This window comes from Nostoc sp. TCL240-02 (genome assembly GCF_013343235.1).
Lineage (GTDB): Bacteria > Cyanobacteriota > Cyanobacteriia > Cyanobacteriales > Nostocaceae > Nostoc.
Genome location: NZ_CP040094.1, coordinates 5,361,588 through 5,383,371 on the forward strand (window position 1 = coordinate 5,361,588; position 21,784 = coordinate 5,383,371).

At 39.7% G+C, this 21,784-nt stretch carries 18 protein-coding genes and 2 pseudogenes; 12 read left to right on the forward strand and 8 right to left on the reverse strand.

Features of this window, described 5'->3' with window-relative positions; genetic code table 11:
* Nucleotides 1-2: 2 nt before the first annotated feature.
* The 4 genes from csm2 to FBB35_RS35015 are packed head-to-tail and all read right to left on the reverse strand — an operon-like array spanning nucleotide 3 to nucleotide 3,958.
* Complete coding sequence (gene csm2, locus FBB35_RS22965) at nucleotides 3-590, reverse strand: type III-A CRISPR-associated protein Csm2 (RefSeq protein WP_174711560.1); 588 nt, start codon at nucleotides 588-590, stop codon at nucleotides 3-5.
* A gap of 1 nt (nucleotide 591) precedes the next feature.
* A complete protein-coding gene (cas10, locus tag FBB35_RS22970; RefSeq protein ID WP_174711561.1) occupies nucleotides 592-2,946 on the reverse strand; it encodes a type III-A CRISPR-associated protein Cas10/Csm1 in 2,355 nt (784 codons plus the stop codon).
* A 59-nt stretch (nucleotides 2,947-3,005) separates the two neighbouring features.
* On the reverse strand, nucleotides 3,006-3,728 hold the full coding sequence (locus FBB35_RS22975; protein ID WP_254626005.1) for a CRISPR-associated protein Csx3: 723 nt from the start codon (nucleotides 3,726-3,728) through the stop codon (nucleotides 3,006-3,008).
* Nucleotides 3,653-3,958, reverse strand: coding sequence for a CRISPR-associated protein Csx3 (locus tag FBB35_RS35015; protein WP_254625673.1), 306 nt, complete (start codon nucleotides 3,956-3,958; stop codon nucleotides 3,653-3,655). The genes FBB35_RS22975 and FBB35_RS35015 overlap by 76 nt, the downstream gene beginning before the upstream one ends.
* Nucleotides 3,959-4,222: 264 nt before the next feature.
* Here FBB35_RS35015 and FBB35_RS35020 point away from each other — a divergent pair, with 264 nt between their 5' ends.
* The 4 genes and pseudogenes from FBB35_RS35020 to FBB35_RS22990 all read left to right on the forward strand — a co-directional run bounded on the left by FBB35_RS35020 (nucleotide 4,223) and on the right by FBB35_RS22990 (nucleotide 7,336).
* The gene (locus FBB35_RS35020; RefSeq protein WP_254625674.1) at nucleotides 4,223-4,360 is read left to right on the forward strand and encodes a hypothetical protein; all 138 of its coding nucleotides are present in this window, start codon (nucleotides 4,223-4,225) and stop codon (nucleotides 4,358-4,360) included.
* Between the two features lie 144 nt (nucleotides 4,361-4,504).
* A pseudogene (locus FBB35_RS22980) lies at nucleotides 4,505-5,251 on the forward strand (TIGR03985 family CRISPR-associated protein).
* A 540-nt stretch (nucleotides 5,252-5,791) separates the two neighbouring features.
* The gene (gene petJ / locus FBB35_RS22985) at nucleotides 5,792-6,127 is read left to right on the forward strand and encodes a cytochrome c6 PetJ (RefSeq protein ID WP_174711562.1); all 336 of its coding nucleotides are present in this window, start codon (nucleotides 5,792-5,794) and stop codon (nucleotides 6,125-6,127) included.
* Between the two features lie 285 nt (nucleotides 6,128-6,412).
* Complete coding sequence (locus tag FBB35_RS22990) at nucleotides 6,413-7,336, forward strand: tetratricopeptide repeat protein (protein WP_174711563.1); 924 nt, start codon at nucleotides 6,413-6,415, stop codon at nucleotides 7,334-7,336.
* An 11-nt stretch (nucleotides 7,337-7,347) separates the two neighbouring features.
* Here the strand turns inward: FBB35_RS22990 and FBB35_RS22995 are convergent.
* Nucleotides 7,348-7,997: pseudogene (locus tag FBB35_RS22995) on the reverse strand (Uma2 family endonuclease).
* 248 nt (nucleotides 7,998-8,245) lie between these two features.
* Here FBB35_RS22995 and FBB35_RS23000 point away from each other — a divergent pair.
* The 6 genes from FBB35_RS23000 (at nucleotide 8,246) to FBB35_RS23025 (ending at nucleotide 12,388) form a co-directional block, all read left to right on the forward strand.
* Nucleotides 8,246-10,327 (forward strand): TonB-dependent siderophore receptor, encoded by a 2,082-nt coding sequence (locus tag FBB35_RS23000; protein WP_174711564.1) that lies wholly within the window; start codon nucleotides 8,246-8,248, stop codon nucleotides 10,325-10,327.
* Nucleotides 10,328-10,528: 201 nt separating this feature from the next.
* A complete protein-coding gene (locus FBB35_RS23005) occupies nucleotides 10,529-10,825 on the forward strand; it encodes a hypothetical protein (protein WP_174711565.1) in 297 nt (98 codons plus the stop codon).
* A 34-nt stretch (nucleotides 10,826-10,859) separates the two neighbouring features.
* Nucleotides 10,860-11,054, forward strand: coding sequence for a hypothetical protein (locus FBB35_RS23010; protein ID WP_174711566.1), 195 nt, complete (start codon nucleotides 10,860-10,862; stop codon nucleotides 11,052-11,054).
* A gap of 273 nt (nucleotides 11,055-11,327) precedes the next feature.
* A complete protein-coding gene (locus tag FBB35_RS23015; protein ID WP_174711567.1) occupies nucleotides 11,328-11,717 on the forward strand; it encodes a hypothetical protein in 390 nt (129 codons plus the stop codon).
* A gap of 90 nt (nucleotides 11,718-11,807) precedes the next feature.
* Nucleotides 11,808-12,137, forward strand: coding sequence for a type II toxin-antitoxin system Phd/YefM family antitoxin (locus tag FBB35_RS23020; RefSeq protein WP_174711568.1), 330 nt, complete (start codon nucleotides 11,808-11,810; stop codon nucleotides 12,135-12,137).
* Nucleotides 12,138-12,139: 2 nt separating this feature from the next.
* Complete coding sequence (locus FBB35_RS23025) at nucleotides 12,140-12,388, forward strand: type II toxin-antitoxin system RelE/ParE family toxin (protein WP_174711569.1); 249 nt, start codon at nucleotides 12,140-12,142, stop codon at nucleotides 12,386-12,388.
* A gap of 52 nt (nucleotides 12,389-12,440) precedes the next feature.
* Here FBB35_RS23025 and ptsP read toward each other — a convergent pair whose 3' ends face one another.
* The gene (ptsP, locus tag FBB35_RS23030) at nucleotides 12,441-14,957 is read right to left on the reverse strand and encodes a phosphoenolpyruvate--protein phosphotransferase (protein ID WP_174711570.1); all 2,517 of its coding nucleotides are present in this window, start codon (nucleotides 14,955-14,957) and stop codon (nucleotides 12,441-12,443) included.
* 88 nt (nucleotides 14,958-15,045) lie between these two features.
* Nucleotides 15,046-16,242 (reverse strand): phosphodiester glycosidase family protein, encoded by a 1,197-nt coding sequence (locus tag FBB35_RS23035; RefSeq protein WP_174711571.1) that lies wholly within the window; start codon nucleotides 16,240-16,242, stop codon nucleotides 15,046-15,048.
* Between the two features lie 544 nt (nucleotides 16,243-16,786).
* Here FBB35_RS23035 and FBB35_RS23040 point away from each other — a divergent pair.
* Nucleotides 16,787-17,965 carry an enhanced intracellular survival protein Eis gene (locus tag FBB35_RS23040; protein ID WP_174711572.1) on the forward strand — a complete coding sequence of 393 codons (1,179 nt, stop codon included), beginning with the start codon at nucleotides 16,787-16,789 and terminating at the stop codon, nucleotides 17,963-17,965.
* Nucleotides 17,966-18,226: 261 nt separating this feature from the next.
* Here FBB35_RS23040 and FBB35_RS23045 read toward each other — a convergent pair whose 3' ends face one another.
* Nucleotides 18,227-20,125, reverse strand: a complete 1,899-nt coding sequence (locus tag FBB35_RS23045) for a cytochrome-c peroxidase (RefSeq protein ID WP_254625675.1) — start codon at nucleotides 20,123-20,125, stop codon at nucleotides 18,227-18,229.
* Nucleotides 20,126-20,607: 482 nt separating this feature from the next.
* Between FBB35_RS23045 and FBB35_RS23050 the strand changes: the two genes are divergently transcribed.
* A complete protein-coding gene (locus FBB35_RS23050) occupies nucleotides 20,608-21,531 on the forward strand; it encodes a DMT family transporter (RefSeq protein ID WP_174711574.1) in 924 nt (307 codons plus the stop codon).
* The last annotated feature ends 253 nt before the right edge of the window (nucleotides 21,532-21,784 follow it).

The window sequence follows — 21,784 nt, forward strand, 5'->3', positions numbered from 1 at the left end:
GATTATCCCCTATTGTGTGTTGTCGTCTTCTTATTTTCAGCTTCCTTGTGATAAGCAATGATTGCTTCAATAAGTTGTACTAAACGATAAAAATCTTCTGTACTATGTATTTTATTAATTGCCTCTGACATAACATTACAAAAAGGTTGAGCAGCTTTTTGACGTGCTGCTGACCATGTAAGCTTTACTTGCAGAAAAATAATATCATCCTGAATTCTGGCAAATCGAAGTTTTTCTTTTTCTTTTTCATCTTTAGCTTTCTTGATTTCATCATTATCTTCTTGAACAAGTCTTGATTTAAGTTGATTTATCGCATCTAAAAATTTGCGTATTTGATTTGTTTCTAATTTATTGTCTTTCAAGTAGTAACCAAAATCCTTAGCTTGCTCCACCAACTTTTTAATTGAATATTCCTTTAATGATGACAATTCATTGCTGCTGATTGTATCTTTCATCTCCTTCTCAATATTTGGATTTAAAGCGGCTGATTTAGAGGTATTTGGTTGATGATTATTGCTAATAGAATTATTAGACTTCAATGGTATATTAGACGAATTAGATGGTTTTGGGCGGTTTGGTTGATTTGTCATATTACTGGGTACGATTTAATAGTTCAATCCAAGTTGCGATCGCTCGAAAGTAAGGAGCATTGTATGGATTTTTCAAGGAAGTGCGAAATTCATCATCCTCTAATACATTTTGCGGCAATCTTGCTAATGTATAAGCTATTTTAGGAAGATGCAAATAATAGCGCGTTTCTATTGCATCATCTGATTTTTGGTCTTCAATCTTTTTTAAAGCTTGCTCTTGAACTTGTGCAGTAATTAATAGATTACGAACAAAGTTACGGGAGAAATCTTTTCCAATATTTTGACTTTCCAATCTCTCAACAAAAGGTAAGATACCTAAGATTGGCGGCTTTTCTTCTTTTTTAAGGTATCCCATAATCTTCTTTTGCACTTCATTCTCTTCATTTAATTCATCTAAATAATTTTGTCTTTCAATTCCCAGCCACTCATCCCATTTAAACACTTGGTTAAATAAGCCAAAGCTATCGCGTCCGTTGTTTTTCGCTTTACCTTCTGCATCTCCTGATTCATCGGCTGCTTGATAAAGAGGAAATTTCGGTTCCGCAATACTAACACCTGCTGAAAGTGTAATATCTGGATGATGCCCTGTATATGCGCGAAAACATTGGTAAATATCAAAGGAAAAATCAACAATTTCATTCCAAGCACCACTAACAAATAAATCGTCTCCTCCAGCGTAGATAAAAAGTATATTTTTACCCTTGTCATCAGATTGAGCTTCAGATAATGTTGTATCTTTATTATTAGGTAAAAACTTAATTATTTCAGGAGTATTACCGTCACGGTTGGCAGCTAAACTATTGAGATATACTTTAAAGAAGTAGCTCATCTGCCTTGATAATCCTGCTAATTTTGCTAATGATTGATTATTCCCTAAACCCTTAGCAAAAATTTGTCCTAATCTGTCAACATCCATTCGTAAATAACCGACTCGTTTGATACCCTGAGAAATATCTGCCATCTCTTCGGCACGCATGAAACGATTATCGTTTTTTGCTTTCTTACCATAATTACCCAGGAGAATTGGCGCACAATTACGAAAACTGCGGAATTTATAATGTTCTAAATCCCAATCGTTAACTAATAAAACGTTGTCGGCATTAGAGTCTACTTGCTTCCAATAGCTGAATAGCTTATAACAAACATTTATTTTACTGAGTCCATCGCTTGCATCTAGCTGAAACCACAGTTTATCTTCCTCATCTTCCTGCTTATCTATCACCTTTTGCGGTTGCGATCGCACAATTGCATCAACGCGAAATAGCTTCCCTCCCAATCCGAACATAGTGCGACACGTACTACAAGCCATTGCTGCGCCCGCTTCTTCATTTAGCGGTTTTAAAACCTCTTCGTCATCACGATGGCAGACTTTACAAGGTGTATGGGCGTAATATGGTTTGGTTAACGCCACAATATCATCAATGCGATCGCCAAATTTACGCGCTTTATAGCTAGCAAGATTTTTGGTAGCTTCCAACCAATGTTTGCTAAATTGAGCATTGCCTATATCTGCAACAGGAAATTCCTTTGAACTATCGAGAGCAAGATAAATTTTCCCTTGGAATTTCTCTCGCAACCATTGGTTAAATTGCAACCGAACTTGCTTGACAGTCGTTTTTGTCGCTTCATTACCTGGAGCTAGTATATATATGTTGCCGCCACCTGCATATATAACATTGATGCGAGGAAGGTTTAAGTGCGTTAGCAGCTGCGCTACAACTTCTTCGGTTACGAGTTCTAGATAAAAGCTGCGTGCCCGCAATGATTTGAGCGCACCATCAGAAGATATAGTGTAAATAAAGTTTTGAATTCCCGACAAGTCCCCAGCCACGATACTAAGTTTGGCTGTTTTTGGATCATTTACGATCGCACCCGCAACCGCAGCTGTTGTTTTGACTTTATCAACTAGCGCCACATCTGCTTCGCCAAAACTGATAAACGAACCGAATTTTTCGATAATTAAAGTAAGGAGCGAAATATTTGCCCAGTCGTTGGGGTTATCCTGAAGAAAACAGATTTGTTCACAAATTTGCTTTCTTAAATCCTCTACGTGTTTTGGTTCTTGCGTTTGAGGATAGGGAATTATGGGGTCAGAATTAGCGATCGCATTCGGTTGCCAAAAGTGTTCGTTGTTTTGACCTTGGGCTAATTTTACAGAATCGAACAATACCCGCAAAGCTTTCGGTTTGTCGTCAGCAGACCAGTTTAAATATTTTTTGGCTTCTGCAATGGCCTCTGAATCATTGGGTCTAGTAAATTTATCAAACTTCAATCCAGCCCAACTTGCTAAGTCCCAAACGGCTTGCTGGATAACCTTTAATGCTTCTTGGTGTGAGGGGTTTGGCGAACTTATCATGATGGAAAACTATTAGAGACAGTTATTATCAAAGTAATTTGGCTAATACAAAAAAATAATTATTGATTAGATGTAAAAATTGTTTTTACTGGTTTAAGTAGAATTTCTGGAACCTTTTGTACTCGACCCCGTACCCAAGTACCATTGGTAATTTCTAAGTACGGTTGTACTTGATGCACCTCTTTTACTTCTGCCAAACTACTATGAATTACTGCCACAGGGATTAAATTCCCTCTATCTCGACAAAATTCATGCCATGCACCTACGGCTTCTGGTTTAGAACTAATAATTAAGTAGTGGGTACAAGCTTCTAAAATTGGCAGTTTCTCCGGCTGTACCATGCCACCAACATCCACAATTACCAAAGACTTCTGCCGTCGCAGTTGTAGTATTGCTTGAGCATGATAGGGAAAAAACCGTTCTGTTAATGCACCTTTATTGCGTAGTTTGAAACCTTCTATTTCCTCATCTGTCGTTTGGCTACTTAATTCCAAAACGTAGTTACCTTCTCTATCCCAGTGAGCGCGTTGCAGGTAAATATCAGGATGGTCAGACAATAGCGCTTGAAACAAAGCATGAGATAGTACATTTTTACCACTATCTGGTGGCCCTACTATCATCAACGCCGGACATAATCCTGTCTCAACATTTTTCTTTTCCTGAGCAAGCCTATGATTTTGTCGTCCATTTGGTGGATTCACAGGAATTACTTGACCAATGCAGACTTGACGTGAGTTTGTTGCGGATACAACTGCTCCCAGGCGAGGGTCATAGCAAGCCACCCAAGCAGTTGGATGTAGGGCATGAGTGAGGTAAGAATAAAGCCACATGGGTGCGGACCTGAAATTACCACACCACCTGTAGGATCAATACCAGAGGGCAGTTCTAGGTTTTTGATATCTTGTGGTTCTATCAAGCGATCGCTGCTAGTCAACTCAACTGATAATACTTGGTATTTTAAGTTTTGTACAAACAGCGATTCACTTAAGTATAAGCGCAGAGGTGTAATCATGCCCTCCTGAAATCTTTAGTATTTTTTAATTCTCTGTCATTATGCCATTCTTAGTAGAAGACCCCTCTTCTACTAAATCTGTTATTCTTGCAAATAAGATTGGTACAGATTAACCCATGAAACAATTGATTTGCACAATTTTTTACAGTTTAATACCTTTTTATACATATCTAAGCGGTTTTTGTTAAGTATCATTAAACACTATTATTTTTAGAGAAATTTCAAACTGTTTGTACTGCCTAATCGAATAGATAGGTTATAAATTTGACTCAAGAATTGTATTTACCACCCACTTCCCAAATTTTGCAATGGCTAGCAGGAGGACAACTTGCTAATCGGCTGGTGCGATCGCTGCGATTATTGGTGCTGATCAACAAATTGTATAGTAGTAAGACAGATTGAGCGGATAAAATTCCTAGAGTTTTCACATACTCACAGCTGCGCGATCGCTTGTTTGCCTATCGTCACCCCAAAAGCGATAGATTAAATGCTCAACAAATTACAGTGCAGTGTAGCAATGGCTGCGCCAACGCCCTTTCTCTACAGATGCAAGATCGTGTAGACAATTACCAGGAACAGATAGAGCAGCTTTGGTATAAACCTCCTGGTGGGGTAGTGCAATTTGAATATTGGATTGCAGCGACAGAGAGTAAAGTAAAAATTACTGTTTACCCAGTATGTTTGCATTACGTCCGCCGTGCTAAATACCTTAGTGCTTACGGCATAGACCCCGATGGTAATATAGCATGGCACAATTACCGCTTGGATCGGATTGCTGGCGATCGCGTTCCGCCCAGCGTAGGCGATCGCCTAAAAGTGCTGGCTTGGGGCGACCCCCTTGTTCCTCAAAAATTGAAACAGATGTGGCATACAGGAAGTTTGCCGACACCAGAATATATTGCTGATGAATTGAAAGCTGCTTGGGGTTTCAATTTCTATTTAAAAAAAGAATTGCTTATCCTCCGTTTTCCAGTAGATTTTGCCAAATAGTATGTAGATAACACCACAAGACATTCTACTTTTCGTGCAGTTTTACATGACCAATTACCACAGTTTATTATTAAGAATATTCCAGATGAGCAGGAGCGTGAGCAGTTATTAAAAATTGTCAGTCAATGCCCAACAGAAGATACTTATTACATTGCCTGGATACGTGCTGGTGATATCAATATTCTTATGCGTTTGCGAGAATGGCGACCAAATGGCGAAGTTATTGCCCCTTTATCTATTCGTTACCAAATGAGAGCAGAAGCGGAACAAGAATTCAAAAATTATCAAGCGTTATTGGGCTGACTAAGATAAACATGAGTTAAGATAAGCTTTTCTTGTTTCTACAGTCCTTTGAACACCAGAAATAATCACAATACTGTTCGGTTAAGGCAAGAGACGCGATAAATCGCCGTCAAGACGAAGAACTGATTATTGTAGAGACGGCGATTTATCGCGTCTTTGTGATATTGTTATCAACGATATTTCCACTTATATTTGTTCACCTGAATGAAAATGCTTGTACCTAAAAATAACAACTCTCCTCAGCTAGAAAACATATTTTCACTCCGTTCACCAGAATCAAGTTGTTTTTGGCTTTTACAGCGAAAATCAAACGGAATTTGACAGCTTGAATGGTCAAAGATAAACTGATTCATATTTTCTAAAAAAAAATGAAAAATAATTTATAGATAGATATAACTTTGTGTTAAAGTCAAAAACACTCAAAAAGCCAAAGCTTTAAAGCGAAGTTTGACAGTATGTCGTTTGACTATAAGAGCAGCTCAACTGACAATTATAGAGGATATTGTACCGAATAAGCCGTTATTGTAGAGGGAACACAAAATGAAAAAAATGATTAAAGTCATGTTGTTAGGCATAGCAATCTTCACCTTTGCCTTCAGTAGCCCAGCTTTGGCAGGAGATGCCGTTAGTGGAGCTAAAGTATTTAGTGCTAATTGTGCTTCTTGTCATGCGGGAGGTAAGAATCTGGTTCAAGCTGCAAAAAACCTGAAGAAGGAAGCTTTGGAAAAGTATGGTTTGTACTCAGCAGAGGCAATTATTGCCCAAGTTACAAATGGTAAAAATGCTATGCCTGCCTTCGGCAAACGTTTGAAAGCTGACCAAATTGAAAATGTAGCTGCTTACGTGCTTTCACAAGCAGATAAGGACTGGAAGTAGATTAATATCTAATACCATTTCTGTATGAAGATTGCGCTTAGAAGACTGATGTAAAACTACAGATTGTAGGAGCAATTTATGAATTGCTTCTACGTGAATAAAGTGCAGTCTCACATAGAATTGGTATAACTTCAACAATTAACAATTAGCGGGACAAAAGCCCCGCTAATTTTCGGTTTGCCAAAATTGTCAAATAGGATGCTTATACCAATTTTGAATTAATAGTCTTGATAAAAAGACTGTTCCAAAAACATCAAACACTATTGCCTATCCTAATTTGGGACTATGAGTAATTTCTGGCGATTATTTATCGGTGTAATTATTGCTTTTTCTCTCACCTTTTTGACTTTATCTGCACATTCAGTACCCGTTGCCATTACCCAAATTACAGCGATTAATTTTTTGGAATTAGGTGTAGATAAGATGCGGTGGGGTAGTTACCAAGAAGCAATAGAGAGTTTTAATCAGGCAATTGAAGTTGAGAAAGATTTTGCTGTAGCTTACAGCGATCGCTGTCTAGCTTATCTCCAATTACAAGATTACCATCAAGCGATCGCAGATTGTACCCAAGCTATAAATTTTGCACCTAATGACTCTGAGGCTTATTTGAACCGGGGTTTGGCACTTTACAGACAAGGGGATTATTCCGGTGCCATCGTTGATTATAATCGAGCGATCGCACTTAAACCATCCGATTTTCGAGCTTACTACAACCGAGGGCTAGCCTTTGCTGGGGATGGGAAAGACTCGGAGGCAATTTTTGACTTTAATTTAGCCCTAACTCAAATTCCTCGAATCAGTAGCTTATTGCTTGCAGATATCTATAATGACCGAGGTTTAGCACATTTAGTCTTACAAGATACCCAAGCAGCGATGCTCGACTTTAATCTAGCAATTCGTCTCAACGCTAACGATTATAGAGCGTACTTTAACCGGGGTTGTGCTTGCGGACGAAACGGAGATGACTTTGGTGCAGTACGTGATTTTTCTCAAGTCATCAGACTCAACCCCAGTAATGCCCAGGCTTACGTTAATCGGGGAGTAGCTCACTATCGCTTAGGATATCATTTAGGAGCTATATCTGATTTACAAAAAGCATCTGAGTACTTTGACAACCAAGGAAAGAGAGTTGCTTACGAAAAAACTTTAGATTTATTGAAGAATCTGCGACAACAAATTTCGTCTGCAACGGAAATCGCTCTTTTGTAAGACTGTAAAGACTATACAGGATATCCACCAGCTTGAAAAATCTGTTCTACGGTTAAGTTTAACTCTGGAAAAAGAGGTGAGATAATGCGTTCCCCGGAGGGGTTGCCGCAGGCATCGCTACCTCGAAACTGGCTGACTTGAGATTCTCCCTCAATTAAAGTGTAAAGCGAGACAGTTGGTTGTTTGGGGTTGCCAATAAATCGCCTACCGCCTAAAGCCGCATAATCTACAATCCAGTATTCTGGGATGCCTACAGCCTCATAGTCAGCAGCTTTTTTTAAATAATCATCACGCCAATTGCTACTCACTACCTCAACTACTAAGGGTATTGATTCCGCTTGACTGACAGTAGATTCTTTTTTCCACAGAGGTTCGTTTACCAAATTAGGGAGATTTAATATCAGCACATCTGGTGAGTAAGCCGATTCACTTTCAAGGGGCTTTACTAGTACTGTTTTTGGGTGCCATAGGGTAGGCTGATGCGACTATATTCTAGAAGAAATTTCTGGAGTAAAAATACTATAATCTGTTCATGATCGCCTGTAGGTTGCGGCATCTCTACAATTACTCCATCATGCAATTCATAACGTTTTCCTGTGTTGTCAGGATATTTAGTAATGAAATCATCGAATGTAACTAGTTTACGTAAGGCTTGAATCATAAATTATTGCTTTTTATTCTGTTTATAAAGCGTCCAGTTTTCTTAATGCTAACGTAATTCATTAATTATTACGTAATAGTAAATTATATAGCAATACTGACTCATCTTTTAACAACAATATTCCCAATTTTTTAGGAAAGTAGGGAATCTAAATCTGTGGAAATATGACAGCGTGTCTTTTGACACGATTTTACTTTTACAGCAAAAATAATACGTGGTGACTATTTTTACTTGGTGTGAAAGAGAACGTGAAAAAAGATTTTTTGTTGCTAACAGTTGCTTTACCGGGTTTACTGATAGCATTTCCTAGCTTTGCTGCTGAGAGTGAAATTGAGCAGAGAAATACTGATAAATCAACCGAAGTCATTTCCGATATTCAGAGTTTGAGTGAAGTTGAGCTACCCGCCACTAATGCCGAATTATTAACTCAACAATCTGCACCGAGTGAAGTGAATCCAGAAACTCAGCCAGATTATACAGATGATGCAGACATTTCTATAGAAGCGATCGCAGAACCAGACAACCTACCTCAATCTACACCAACTTACGTAATTGATAAAGAAGAAATTCAAAAGCAGGGTGCTACAAGTTTAGCCGATATCTTGAAAAGAATGCCTGGTTTTGCAATCAATGATGTCGGTCATGGTGCAGATACTCATACAGGTACATACTACCGGGGAGCTTCAATTAATCAATCTGTATTTTTGATTAATGGTAGACCAATTAACAATAATGTCAACACTTATCATGGTGGAACTGACTTAAATAGCATTCCTGTAGAAGCAATTGAGCGAGTGGAATTATATAGCGGTACAGCTTCCGCTTTGTATGGTTCCTCAGCTTTTGGGGGAGTTGTGAATATCATCACCAAGGAAGGTTATGGTAAACCTCAATTGAGCGCTAGTGCAGAATTTGGCTCATTGAGTTTAAATAACCAACAAGTAACTTATGGTGGTTCATCCAATAATGTCAAATACAACTTTAGCTTTGAAAGATTTTTTACAGATAACCGTTATCGCGTGCCTGTAGGTGCTGCAAATCGTGATGAACAAGGATTTTTATTCAATGCAGATACAGCTACAAGTACCTACTTTGGGAGCATTGGGCTAGATTTAGATAAGAAAAATTCATTGAATTTAGATGTTACTGCACTCAGCAGTCGTCGCGGTTTAATTTATTTTGGCTTCCCTCTCCAAAGAGATAGATTAGACCACGATGGTTTAAATGTTGGCTTATCTTGGAAAACTCGACTAGGTAATGGGGAAAGCTCTAATCTGACAACCTCAATTGGTTATAACCAAGATTATTTCAGCACTTATGGCCCTACAGGAGCATTTTACCGCACAGGAACTTTAGATACGCAACAACTTACAGCCAGAGTAGATCATGAGTGGAAAATTACTTCCAATAATAAATTGCGCTGGGGTTTAGATTTGAAAAACACCGATTTAATCGGTGATGTTTTGAGTACAAATCCTAGTAGGATTGCTAATAACGGAACTGAAGATAGGAGTTTGTTTAATACAGCTTTATTTGCTGTCAATACTTGGAATATTAACGATAACTTTCTGATAGATTTAGGGTTAAGGCAAACTTTTGATAGCCAGTTTGGAAATTATCTTAATCCTAGTGTTGGGTTACGTTATGCCGTCACACCATTAGTAGCAGTACGTGGAAGTTGGGCAGGAGCGCAACGCAATCCTGGGTTAGATCAGTTGTATTTTTATGATACAGTTCATGGTTGGGAACCTAACCCTGATTTAAGACCAGAAACTGGTTCTACTTGGAGTGCTGGAGTAGATGTTAATTTTTCTCAAAATCTAATTGGACAGTTTACTTACTTTGGTAGTAGTATAGGCGATCGCTTGGGAGTTACCGCCGGAAGATGGGAAAACATTGGATTAGTTGATACCAATGGTTTAGAAGCAGCGTTGCAATTAAGAATTGCGGGTGGCTGGTCAACTTTCCTCAACTACACTTATACAGATGCTCAAATAAAAACAGGTTCAGAGAGAGGTTTACAATTAGGCTTGATTCCCTACTCTGTACTTCAAACTGGCTTAGGTTATGAAAAATCAGGATGGCAAGCTAACTTGTATGTTACCTACAATAGTGGCGCTCGTAGATCAATTTTTGCTAACTCTACTGACAAGGCTACAGATTTTGCACCGTCTTTTGTAAATTTAGATTTGAGCGGACGTGTACCTTTAACTAGCAATTTAGGATTGACATTTTACTTAGAAAATCTACTGGGTGAGCAATATGAGCGAGTTAATCGCATTTATAGCCCTGGATTTACTTTTCGTGTAGGTTTAAGCGCCAATTTTTAGGTGTCTACTTTCCTCTCTGTGTTCTCTGTGACTCTGCGGTTTAAAAGTTATTTATTGAACCACAGAGGTGCAGAGAACGCAGAGAAAAGAGAAGTTTTTAAAGACGACGCACGGCTATACAATATGGTGCGTTAGGCTAAAGCCGTAACTCTTCCTATTTACAATTTACTTTTAATCTAAAATCTAAAATCCAAAATTTCGATGAGAGCAAAAATTGAAAATCAAATACTTTTTATCCATCACGAAGATTTACCAGAGTTTAAGAAGGGTGGTTCGGTGGTGAGAAACTCTTATTTTTGGGCGTTACGTTCAATTGCTGGTAAAGCTTCGCGTTATCGTGATTGGGAATATGAACCAGAAGTTTGGCTAGCACTTTCACGAATGCTTTTGTCTTTTGCTGAATCTGGTTATTTAGGTCTTAGAGAAACTTTGCTGGAGTTTCCTTTCTCTCAAGGGGAAATTCCTAGTTTGCTGCAAGATGTGTCTACTTTTGAGTAAGTCAAATAAGCTTTTGCTTGCGGAAAACATCAAAATGAGTAAGTCAAATCAGCTTTTGCTTGCGGAAAACACCAAAATGAGTAAGTCAAACAAGCTTTTGCTTGCGGAAAACACCAAAATGAGTAAGTCAAACAAGCTTTTAAGTAAGTCAAATGAGCTTTTGCTTGCGGAAAACACCAAAATGAATAAGTCAAACAAGCTTTTGAATAAGTCAAATGAGCTTTTGTGAAAGCATTTCAGTATTTTGAGAAAGTAATTAAGTATTTTAAGAAAGTAATTAGGTGTTTTTGATAAAGTAATCAGCAAATATACCTGACAATTAACAATTACGGCTGCATAGTCCTGTCATTAATATTACATTAATAAAATAATCCTTGAACTCATCGGGCACTCATAAGAGGTTCAATCCGTCACGATTAGTCATCATAGACAAACCCTAGTTAACACTAGGGTTTGTTTTGATAAAACAATTAAAATGGAACAGTTAGTGTAGGCAAACAACGTGAAAATAGCTATTATTACTAAAACATTAATTACATCTATCGGTTTGTTGACTTTATTTGCCCCAAGTCAAGCATCGGCTCAACTTATACCGCAACCTTGGGTTTCAGTCGGTGGAAAAGATGGTGATGTAACCTATGCTGTAGGCGCTAGAGCTTTGAATTTCGGGGTTGAGCTAGGAGTTGGCCCTGATGGTGCTACGGGAGTAGATGTTTTGAAGTTTATCAGTTTACCTGTAATTTCACCCTATGTAGGAGTTGGACTTTATTCTGAAGATAAAGGTGTTGCGGTTTCAGGTGGCGTTCAGGTAGGTGCTAGTGATAACGTTTTTGTTGGTGCTGGTTACAATTCTATTCGTGGCTTTAACGGGCAACTGGGAATCAGATTTTAAGAGTGCTGAGAAAAGCATCAATCAGTTTTTTTGTTGACGCATAAGATAAAAGAAAATAGTATCGAATCAGGTACTTAATTCGGTGCTAATATGGTTAACATTGAAAATATTCACTCGTTAACAGACTTCCGGCGCAATGCCAGCAACTATGTTGAGCAAATTAAGGAAACGAAAGCTCCACTGGTTTTAACGGTGAATGGGGAAGCGGCAGTGGTGGTTCAAGATGCCCGTAGTTTCCAGCAGACGCTGAATCGATTGCAGCAACTTGAAGAGGAACTAAATCAACTGAAGCTAGAAAACTTGCAACAGGAAATTCAAAAGGGTATTGACCAAGCTGATAGGGGTGAACTATTAAGTGGAGAAGAAGTGATGGCACGGCTCCAGACTCGTTATCAGGCTGCTTTGACTAACGAGACTTGATAATGAGTAATTATACTTTTACACCGTTAGCAGTTAGCGACCTCGATAACATCTATGAATACATTGCTGCAAATGACCTAGCAATAGTAGGACAATTGCTTAACCGCTTTACCGAATTGTTTCGGAAACTTGCTGCTATGCCTGGAATTGGCCGTAATCGCCCTGAGTTAGGGGAAGGTATCAGAAGCTTTCCCTCTGGGAATTATGTCATTTTTTACCGTTCATTTGAAGGAGGCATTCAAATTATGTGAGCCTTGCATGGAGCGCGGGATATCGAGAAGATATTTGCTCAAGATACTGAATTTACGCAGGGGGAGTAACTGAAGTTGAGATTAGTTTTCTGACATCAACTGCGGAATCTTGTTGTAATGCTGATGCCACGATCGCTTCACTCTCAACTATACTCAACTGAGCGATCGCTTGTTTGACTCCAGGTATACTTTGAGGATTCACGCTCAATTCATCCAGCCCTAAACCTAATAAAATTGGTGTTGCTAAAGTATCTGCTGCCAATTCTCCACATAATCCTACCGAAATCCCGGCAGCATGGGCAGCTTGGATAGTTTGCTGCACCATTCGCAGCACGGCTGGATGTAGTGCATCAACTAAGTTTGCCACGCGGGGATTAGTGCGATCGCTAGCCATAACATATTGACTCAGGTCGTTAGTCCCTATACTAAAGAAGTCTACTTCAGCTGCTAATTGATCTGCGATCGCAACTGCTGAAGGAACCTCCACCATAATCCCTACTTTTATCGCCGCATCGAAGGGAATACCAGCTTGATTTAATTCAGTCTGCACTTCACCCAAAATTACTTTAGCTGCACGTATCTCGCCTAAAGTGGCAATCATTGGCAACATAATCTTAATTTGGTGTCCTATACTAGCTCTCAAAATTGCCCGTAACTGAGTTTTAAAGAGTTCTGGACGATCTAAACAGAAACGAATTCCTCGCCAGCCTAAGAAAGGATTAGGTTCTGGAAACCCTACTCTTAGATAAGGAAGTGGCTTATCACCACCGATATCTAAGGTACGAATAATTAGGGGACGATTATCTAAAATTTGGGCGATCGCTTGATATACTTCAAGTTGTTCTTCTTCTGTGGGAGCGCTTATCCGATCTAAATAAAGAAACTCTGTGCGAAGTAGTCCTACCCCTTCTGCACCGCTAGCCACAGCAACTTGCACATCATTTATACTACCAATATTGGCAAAAACGCTAACTTGCCGACCATCAAGAGTAATTGCTGGCTGGTGTGCTGTAGTTCGTGCTTCCTGCTGGGCAGTTTGCCAAGCTGACTGTTTTGCTGCTAATAATTCTAGGATATGTGACTCTGGTTCTACCCAAGCTTTGCCACTTTCACCATCAAGTGCCATGAGTGTACCATCTGCCAAATGCAACACTTGGGCATCCACTCCCAAAACTGCGGGAATACCCAATGTCCGGGCAATAATAGCACTGTGGGAGGTGGCGCTACCAAAAGTTGTACAAATACCCAACACTTTTGTTGGATCTAATCTAGCGGTATCTGAGGGGGTTAAATCAGTCGCCACTAAAATCGCCGGTTCATCAAGATGTAAGTTAGCAGGGAGATTTCCAGCTAATAATCGCAGCACCCTTTGCCCGACATCTACAACATCGTCAACTCGCTCTTGTAGATAAGAATCTTCAAGTGTTCGGTAAGAAGTCGCCACTTCATCTACTACGGCTTGCCAAGCTGCCTCAGCATTTATATGGTGGTCTGAAATACGCCCATAAGCCGCTTCTAATAATACTGGATCTTCTAAAAACAGTAATTGGGCATCAAATATAGCGGCTTCAGTGTCACCAATTTGCAGAGATGCTTGTGAAAAAACTGCTTGAATTTCCTGTTTGGCGGTGTGAATTGCTGTTTGTATTCTTTGCCACTCTGACTCAGGATCATCTACGTGATATTCAGTAATCGTGATGTGAGTGGGTTGATAATGAACAACAGGTGCGATCGCAATTCCCCCAGAAGCAGCAATTCCCAAAAGTTCGCCGTGAGTTGCCAGGGTAATTTCATGATGAAATGTCGGCGGAGAATTCAAGGCAACATTATCTTCACCAAAATTATTGGCGAATAACGCCTGTAATGCCTCCAGCGCTTCATCTGCATCAAAACCGGTGGCAGTAATTACTAGTTCGTGTCCTTGACGCACTCCCAAAGTTGTGACTTGGTTAATACTGTCACCCCGAACTAGCCCAGTGTTCCTCGTTAAATTCTGCACTAGAATTTGAGATTGAAACCGGGCGACAGTTCCCACAAACTGGGCTGCGGGACGAGCGTGTAATCCTAAGCGATTGCTGACAATTAACCGGATTTCTTTAGTTGGTGATTCGGGATTTTTTGCTTCGATGTTGTCACTGACAACTGACAACGGATTTACATTTAATTGAGTTGCTTTGGCGAGGAGTGCGCCGCGTGCTTCCGCCATAACTTGGTGAATATCTCTACCAGCCGCCGCCGCAACAACAGCAGCGATCGCACCTTCTACTAGAGGTGCTTCACACAAATACACCTTTTGCTGCTGTGCTTCTGGCAAAAATTCGATCGCCATTTCTGCACTTAGCAAAGCACTACCTAAATCCATTAATACCAAGACACCATCATCAGAGAAAACAGAAGCGATCGCTTCATAAACCTGAATCGGATCTGTACCCAATGGATTTTCAGGATCTTCAATCCCTGCTGCGACAGCGATAGAAACTTGACCTTGAACCATTTGCGCGGCAAGTTCCCGCACACCTAAAGCTAGTTGTTTACTGTGAGAAACGATAACAATTGCGATCGCTGCCATACCGCCAAACTTGTTAAGAGGTTTGCGTTTAGCTCGTTACCCATTGCAATTTCCCATTCCGCACCGCTAGAAACAGCATTTATCTTGATTAAAATTGCAACTGCCCGAAAATATTCCGGTTGTTCCAGCTAGAAATACGAATAGAATAGCCCTCTTTTACAGAAATACGTGGTATCCACTCATAAACACCATCGCTAGCGGTACGGGAAGAGATGTTTTGGATAAGTTTGTCTTTATCGTACAGCTTAATCGAGACATCGCCATCAAAATTATCCCGCCACAATATTAAATAGGGCTGATCCTTCTTGGGAAGCACTTTAGAAGCCGGCTGATCGATCGAGATTTTTCGTGCAACCTGATTTTTGATTTTCTTACGGAATCCCAAATAATGAGGGAGGTTTCGGAAAGCAGGATTTTCTTGCGGATTAGACAGTTGGGGAACAATAATATTTCCGTTCTGAGAATTGAACAAATAAGTCGATCTACCACCATCAACAGTAATGATGTCGCCTTTGACTCCTAATTTACGTAATAAATCGGCTGCCTCATCCAGAGTTGCTTTCTTCACCGTCATAATCAACAATAACTCGTCACCCTTAACACCATCTTTGTCTAGAGTACCGATGATTTGATACTTATTTGCTTGGTTTTGGGCTAAGACTTTTGCTGGATGATCGCTGTATCGGTAAGTGACAATCGCATTCTTCACTGCTTTTTGGTTGAGAGGTGCGCCGCTAACCTGGTTGTAATCGGTAATGGATGCCTGCTTATTATCCCAGACTAGAGCTTTGAGGCGAATATTACTATAGTATTTATCTTTTGGTTCTTTGATGGGCCCATAAGGGCTATTGCCACCACTGATGACTACACCATTTAATTTAATTGGAAAAGATAATTGAGTACTAGATTCGTATTGCTCAAAAAAAGAACAATTAATTATTGAAAAAAGGTTATTTTTATAAAGTTGCTTATATTCATCTGCAACTTCAGAAAACAACTTTCTTTTGAAAAAAGGACTGTAATATTCACCTTCTCCCTGATAATATTTACCCTCATTTATACCCATATTATCTACTTCGCCGATAATTTGATCTATGTGCATTTTGCGGAGATCGATAACTTGTAAATAGACTTCATTACCATTGGTTAATTCTTTTTTATATAAAGCCGCTCCGTCTATAGCATGGAGAGGCTGATAAGAAGATAAAGGGTTGAAAGTTTGGGCAATCCAAAAGCTACTCAGAATTGGCAACAAAAAAAGCAATAAATTGATTACAACATTCATGAGCATTTGATTAAGTTATAAATAAGTAATTATGGGACTTCCAGTTAAAAAAATATCCCATTGTAGGGGCGCAAGGCCTTGCACCCCTAAAAATATGCAAATAATTTAGGATAATTTATTTTCTGCAAGTCCCTATAATTGAAATTTAAATGTTAACGTCGAGCCTCAGAAAGTCAACATTGAGCCTCAGAAGGTCAACATTGAGCCTCAGAAGGTCAACATTGAGCCTCAGAAGGTCAACATTGAGCCTCAGAAGGTCAACATCGAGCCTCAGAAGGTCAACATTGAGCCTCAGAAGGTCAACATTGAGGCTTTTTACTTGAATATTGTAAATTTGAACTTGAAATTTGAGACTTACAAAGCTTGTGAAAGTTGTACAGCTTTATTATGTAAATAAACATGAAGATTAAGTAACTTTACCAAGTATCCCATATCTGCAAATATAAACTGCATTAATCTTTCCTTTGTGTACTAAGTTGATGAAGCACTTAAAAAACATCCGTTGTAGTATAGCTCTGGTTTTGTAATACTAGTGGTATAAGAGATGATGGCTCAATTTGAATACAGCACTCTCGCCCATCCACAGGATATCCAGCAGTTGGAACATATCCTTGAACAGTGTTTCATCAGCGCCCTTGGTGGTGAGGAAGCTTACATCAACATGATTGGCGTAGAAAATTTCCGTATTATTCGGAGATTAGAGCAAGTAGCTGGTGGATTAGCAACTCTCGACATGGGTCAGTGGTGGGGTGGTCAACGTGTACCAATGACAGGAATTGCCGTAGTAGGCATTGCTCCAGAATATCGGGGTTCGGGGGCTGCGATCGCTCTTATGCAACACACTCTCAAAGAACTTTACGATAGAGGTATAGCAACCTCCGCTCTTTATCCAGAAATTCAAGGCTTGTACCGAAAAGTAGGTTATGAGCAGGGCGGTAGCTGGTGTATTTGGGAAGTTGCTACCCAGAGTATCCAAGTACGGGAGCAATCCCTACCTTTGGAATTAGTAGCAAGCATCAATCATGAAGTCTTTCATGAGCTATATCAGCAGCAGGCGAGACAAACGCATGGATATTTAGACCGACATCCAGCAATTTGGGAACGAATAATTCAACCAAATGACAAGGAAATAGTCTATACCTATTTGATTGGTACTAAAGACCAACCCCAAGGCTATATCATCTTTACTCAAGAGCGAACAGAGAATGGTAGAATCCTCATCGTGAAAGATTGGGTACTGAGTACAGTTGCTGCTGCACAAACTTTTTGGTCTTTTCTAGCAAGTCATCGCTCTCAAATTCAACAGGTGCGATGGAAGAGTTCTGCAATTGATTCTCTAACATTGTTGTTACCAGAGCAAACTGCCAAGATTAAGACTACGAGTCGTTGGTTGCTGCGGATAATAGATGTCATCAAGGCGCTGGAATTGCGTGGTTATCCACCGGGAATCCAAACCGAATTGCACTTAGAAATTCAAGATAATTTGCTAACTGAAAATAATGGTAAATTTATTCTTTATGTCGCCAATGGACGTGGAGAAGTCACAAAAGGTGGAAAGGGTGAATTGCAGCTAGATATCCGGGAATTAGCACCATTATATACAAGCTTGTTTACTCCCTACCATTTGCAAATAGCGGGAAAACTGAATGGTACAGAAACGGCTATTTTAGCAGCTACGCAAATATTTGCAGGTGCTTCGCCTTGGATGGCTGATTTCTTTTAAAGAATTGGGAATTGGGAATGGGGCATTGGGCATTGGGCATTGGGCATTGGTTATTAATTCATCTCCTCATCTTCCTCATCTCCTTCACCTGACTTACTTAAACAGACAAGGGGCTTAAGCTCCTTGTCTTAAACCCCTTGTTAAAAGTAGTTTTTGGTGTTGAGTTTCGTTCCTTAATCCAACTAAACTTAGATTGATCAAAACCTATTAAAAATAAAGGTTTATGATTTTTCTTTGATTAAGGTAATAGAAAATGGCTAGTTAGCTCAAGAAATTTGGTGTACCACTACCACCATTCTTACCAACAGCAGGAATTTCTAATAGACTATCTGTAGCTTTGCCAGTACCGTCATTGATAACGGATGTAGAGCTACCTGATGGATGTCCATTAGGGACGAACAGTTGCGGGTGGTCAAAAGGCGCTTTCTCATACCGAACTCGCTCATCAGTCAGACCTTTTAAAAAGGCGACCAATTGCTGTTTTTCTTCCGGTGAAAGACCCAGTGGGGGAAGAAGCCCTAAGTCACCACCCCGATTGTAAAAATCAATCACTTGCTCTAAGGTTGCGTTACCTCCATTGTGGAAGTAAGGAGCAGTGAGTTCCACATTGCGAAGTCCAGGTGCTTTGAAAGTTCCGTCTGCGAACACAGGTTCAGTAGAATTCAACGGTGGATTGAAGGTAGGAGGGTTTTCGCCAAGGAGAAGCTGAAATTTCCCTAACTGAGCCAATCGTGCTTCTGAAAGCGGATTACCGAAAGCGTCATTACCACCCAAACTAGGGTCGTCTGTAGTAGGTCTGACACCGATATTGAAAAAGCCAGTGTCTTCAGGGGAGTTTGGAGGGAAGGGCGCACGTTTGATTCGTCCTTCTTTAGCCACATTGCTTGCTGAAGCAGCTGTCAATTCCGATCCAACGTGACAAGCAATACAGAAAGCTTTGCCCTCAAACAATTGTTTACCTAGTTGCTGCTCAGAAGTTAGGGCATTAGTGTTTCCTTCTAAGAAGCGATCGAAGGGCGTATCATTGGCAATGAGCGTAGACTCGTACAACTGAACTGCCAGCCCAAAGAATAGCGAGAAGTTGTACTCCATTAATGTGTACTCATTAGTCTCCAAGGAGCGATCAGGCTTTTTGACAAAAGTCCTTCTACCTTCAGCATCAACTTGGATGAGTCGATTAGACTTCCACCACTCCGGCTTGAAAGCATCTTGAATTAGCTGCCCATAAGTTTTATCTTTGAGTCCAGGTTTGGGCGATCTACTATCTGCACCTAACACGCTGTCTTGTGGATGTACTACCTGCTTACCTAGGGGTCTTAGAGGTAATAACTTTTTCGCAAGTTTTCGAGGAAGCTTTTTACCTTTACCAGCGCTGAGGGATCTTTTGTCAATTCGCCCGAACTTATCACCAATCTCTTGAAAAGTTCGACCATCAGCAGACGACTCAAAGGAACTGAGCGGCGGGCCAACCGCTTGGGATGCCAAAGATGCATTCTTCAGACTGACTTTGACAAATTCTAGTTTATTTGGGTTTTCTGCTTTGGCGATCGCAGCATTAGGATCTCTTAAACCAAAGGGATTCACCCCATTAAAGATATTTTGTGCCCTTCCGTCCCAAAAGTTGCGGAAGTTGAATGCTGAATTAATCACGGTTGGAGTATTACGCGGCTCGACGCGGCGCACATTAACGCCTCCCACGTTAAACACTGGATCTGGCTCGTTTGTTACTTGGTCTTGTGCATTACCAGGTGTGACATCAACAAACTTACTATTGAAAATCCCCTGAGAAGAACTCACATCGTTACTGTGGAAAGGAAAATCTTCTGGTTTGAGTTGGTAGTTTGGTAGACCACCAACATTAAAAACTGCATCTGGATTCTCCGTACCATCAGGGTTAATCCGTAAAAGTCCAGGAGCAATCTGATTTTTGGATCTATTGTCGGCCCCAGCATGGAAGTGACAACTAGCACAGGCAGTTACGCCGTCGCTCCCAACCTGCATATCCCAAAAAAGAGTTTTTCCTAACTTTATGGCAGCTACTTTGTCTTTTACGAAGTCTCCAAGATTGTCCGGCTCCGGAACCGATATGCTTTTGAGCGAAGGTAGAGGCGATGGCGTAACCTGTGCCGAGACAGTATTTCCAGCTATTATTGCTGCCATAATAATGACAGCAATTGTTATAGTCTTTAAAAATCTTGATCTCAGGTAGTTAAGCTTGCCATATTTGAATCTCCACTCTTGGCGCTTTATTTTTGTCACCATAGATTTGAGCAAAAATCGACTTTTTGAGGTCAGTACTAAGTAAATGGATAAGCTTGTAATAGAAATTACTAAGCTTAAGGTAAGTAGAAACCCCATAATGCTTTGTACTAAGATAAAACTGAAACAAATTATACATTTACGTGTAACCCTGAATTTTAATATTCATGTAAAGTAATTACGCAATTTAAAAATTTTCTATGAACAAGAAACGCTATGATTTAGCACTAAAAATAAATTGAGTAGGGTCGATAAGCCGTTCTACATTTAATTTTTTCACTAAGTTATTAATATAGATTGTCAATAAAAGATTGTAAAATTTAGATATGCAAATTAGATATGTTTTAACTTCTCATCAGCCCTACTTTGAGTAGGATACTTGAATGTCACTACATCAAAGTTCTGGTCGCTGGCGCTTAGGGCTGGTATTATCGCTATTAACGGTTTTATTGTGGGGAATTTTACCTATTGCTCTGGCAGTAATTCTGCAAGTACTTGATGTCTATACCGTCGTTTGGTTTCGATTTTTAGTATCATTTTTACTACTTGCTGTGTATTTAGGAATACGCGGCAAGTTACCAAAGTTAGAACAACTGCGTTCTGCTTCTTGGAAATTATTAGCGATCGCTACACTATTCTTAGGGATTAATTACTTCTTTTTTACCCAGGGTTTATCACTAACATCACCTGCTAACGCTGAAGTTCTGATTCAATTATCTACCCTTTTATTAGGTTTTGGAGGGTTAGTGATTTTTAAAGAACGTTATCGGCTGTATCAATGGATTGGTGTCAGTGTCATGATTTGCGGTTATGTTTTATTCTTTCGTGAACAACTAACGAATCTAATTACAGCACATGGAACATATCTACTAGGTAGTGTTTTTATAGCGCTAGGCTCAACGTCATGGGCTATTTATGCTTTAGCACAAAAGCAGTTGTTACAATCTTTATCTTCCGCCAGCATCATGCTGATTATTTATGGAGGGTGTGCTTTATTATTCACTCCTCTAGCCAAAGTAAAATCACTTTTGATACTCGATCCTTTCCATTTAGGAATGTTGCTTTTTTGTGCTTTTAATACTTTAATTGCTTACGGTGCTTTTTCCGAATCATTAGAACATTGGGAAGCATCACGAGTAAGTGCCGTAATAGCTTTAGCTCCCATTGTGACATTAATATCAGTTGCAGTTGTATCAGTTATTGCACCTGATTGGATACCATCAGAACACTTCAGTTTGGTAGCAATATTGGGAGCAGGTTTAGTAGTTATAGGTTCAGTAGCGATCGCATTAGGGAAAGCTGATTAGTAGTAAGGATTTTCAGGATTTTTACTGTTTTATTTATCTATAGAATCCGTGCAACATTCAAAGCTACAACATAAATACTGAGGCAGAGTATTTTTTATTTGTTATGATTTGATAGTGAAGGCGAACTACGGGAGTCACCCATTATAAGATGGATACTTTACCCATCTGTGTGACACAGTAGGATCTGATTTTTGACTTTCTAGCCAAGAAAAAAATTCTTGAAGAAGAATTCATAAATCAGAATTCAGGAGTC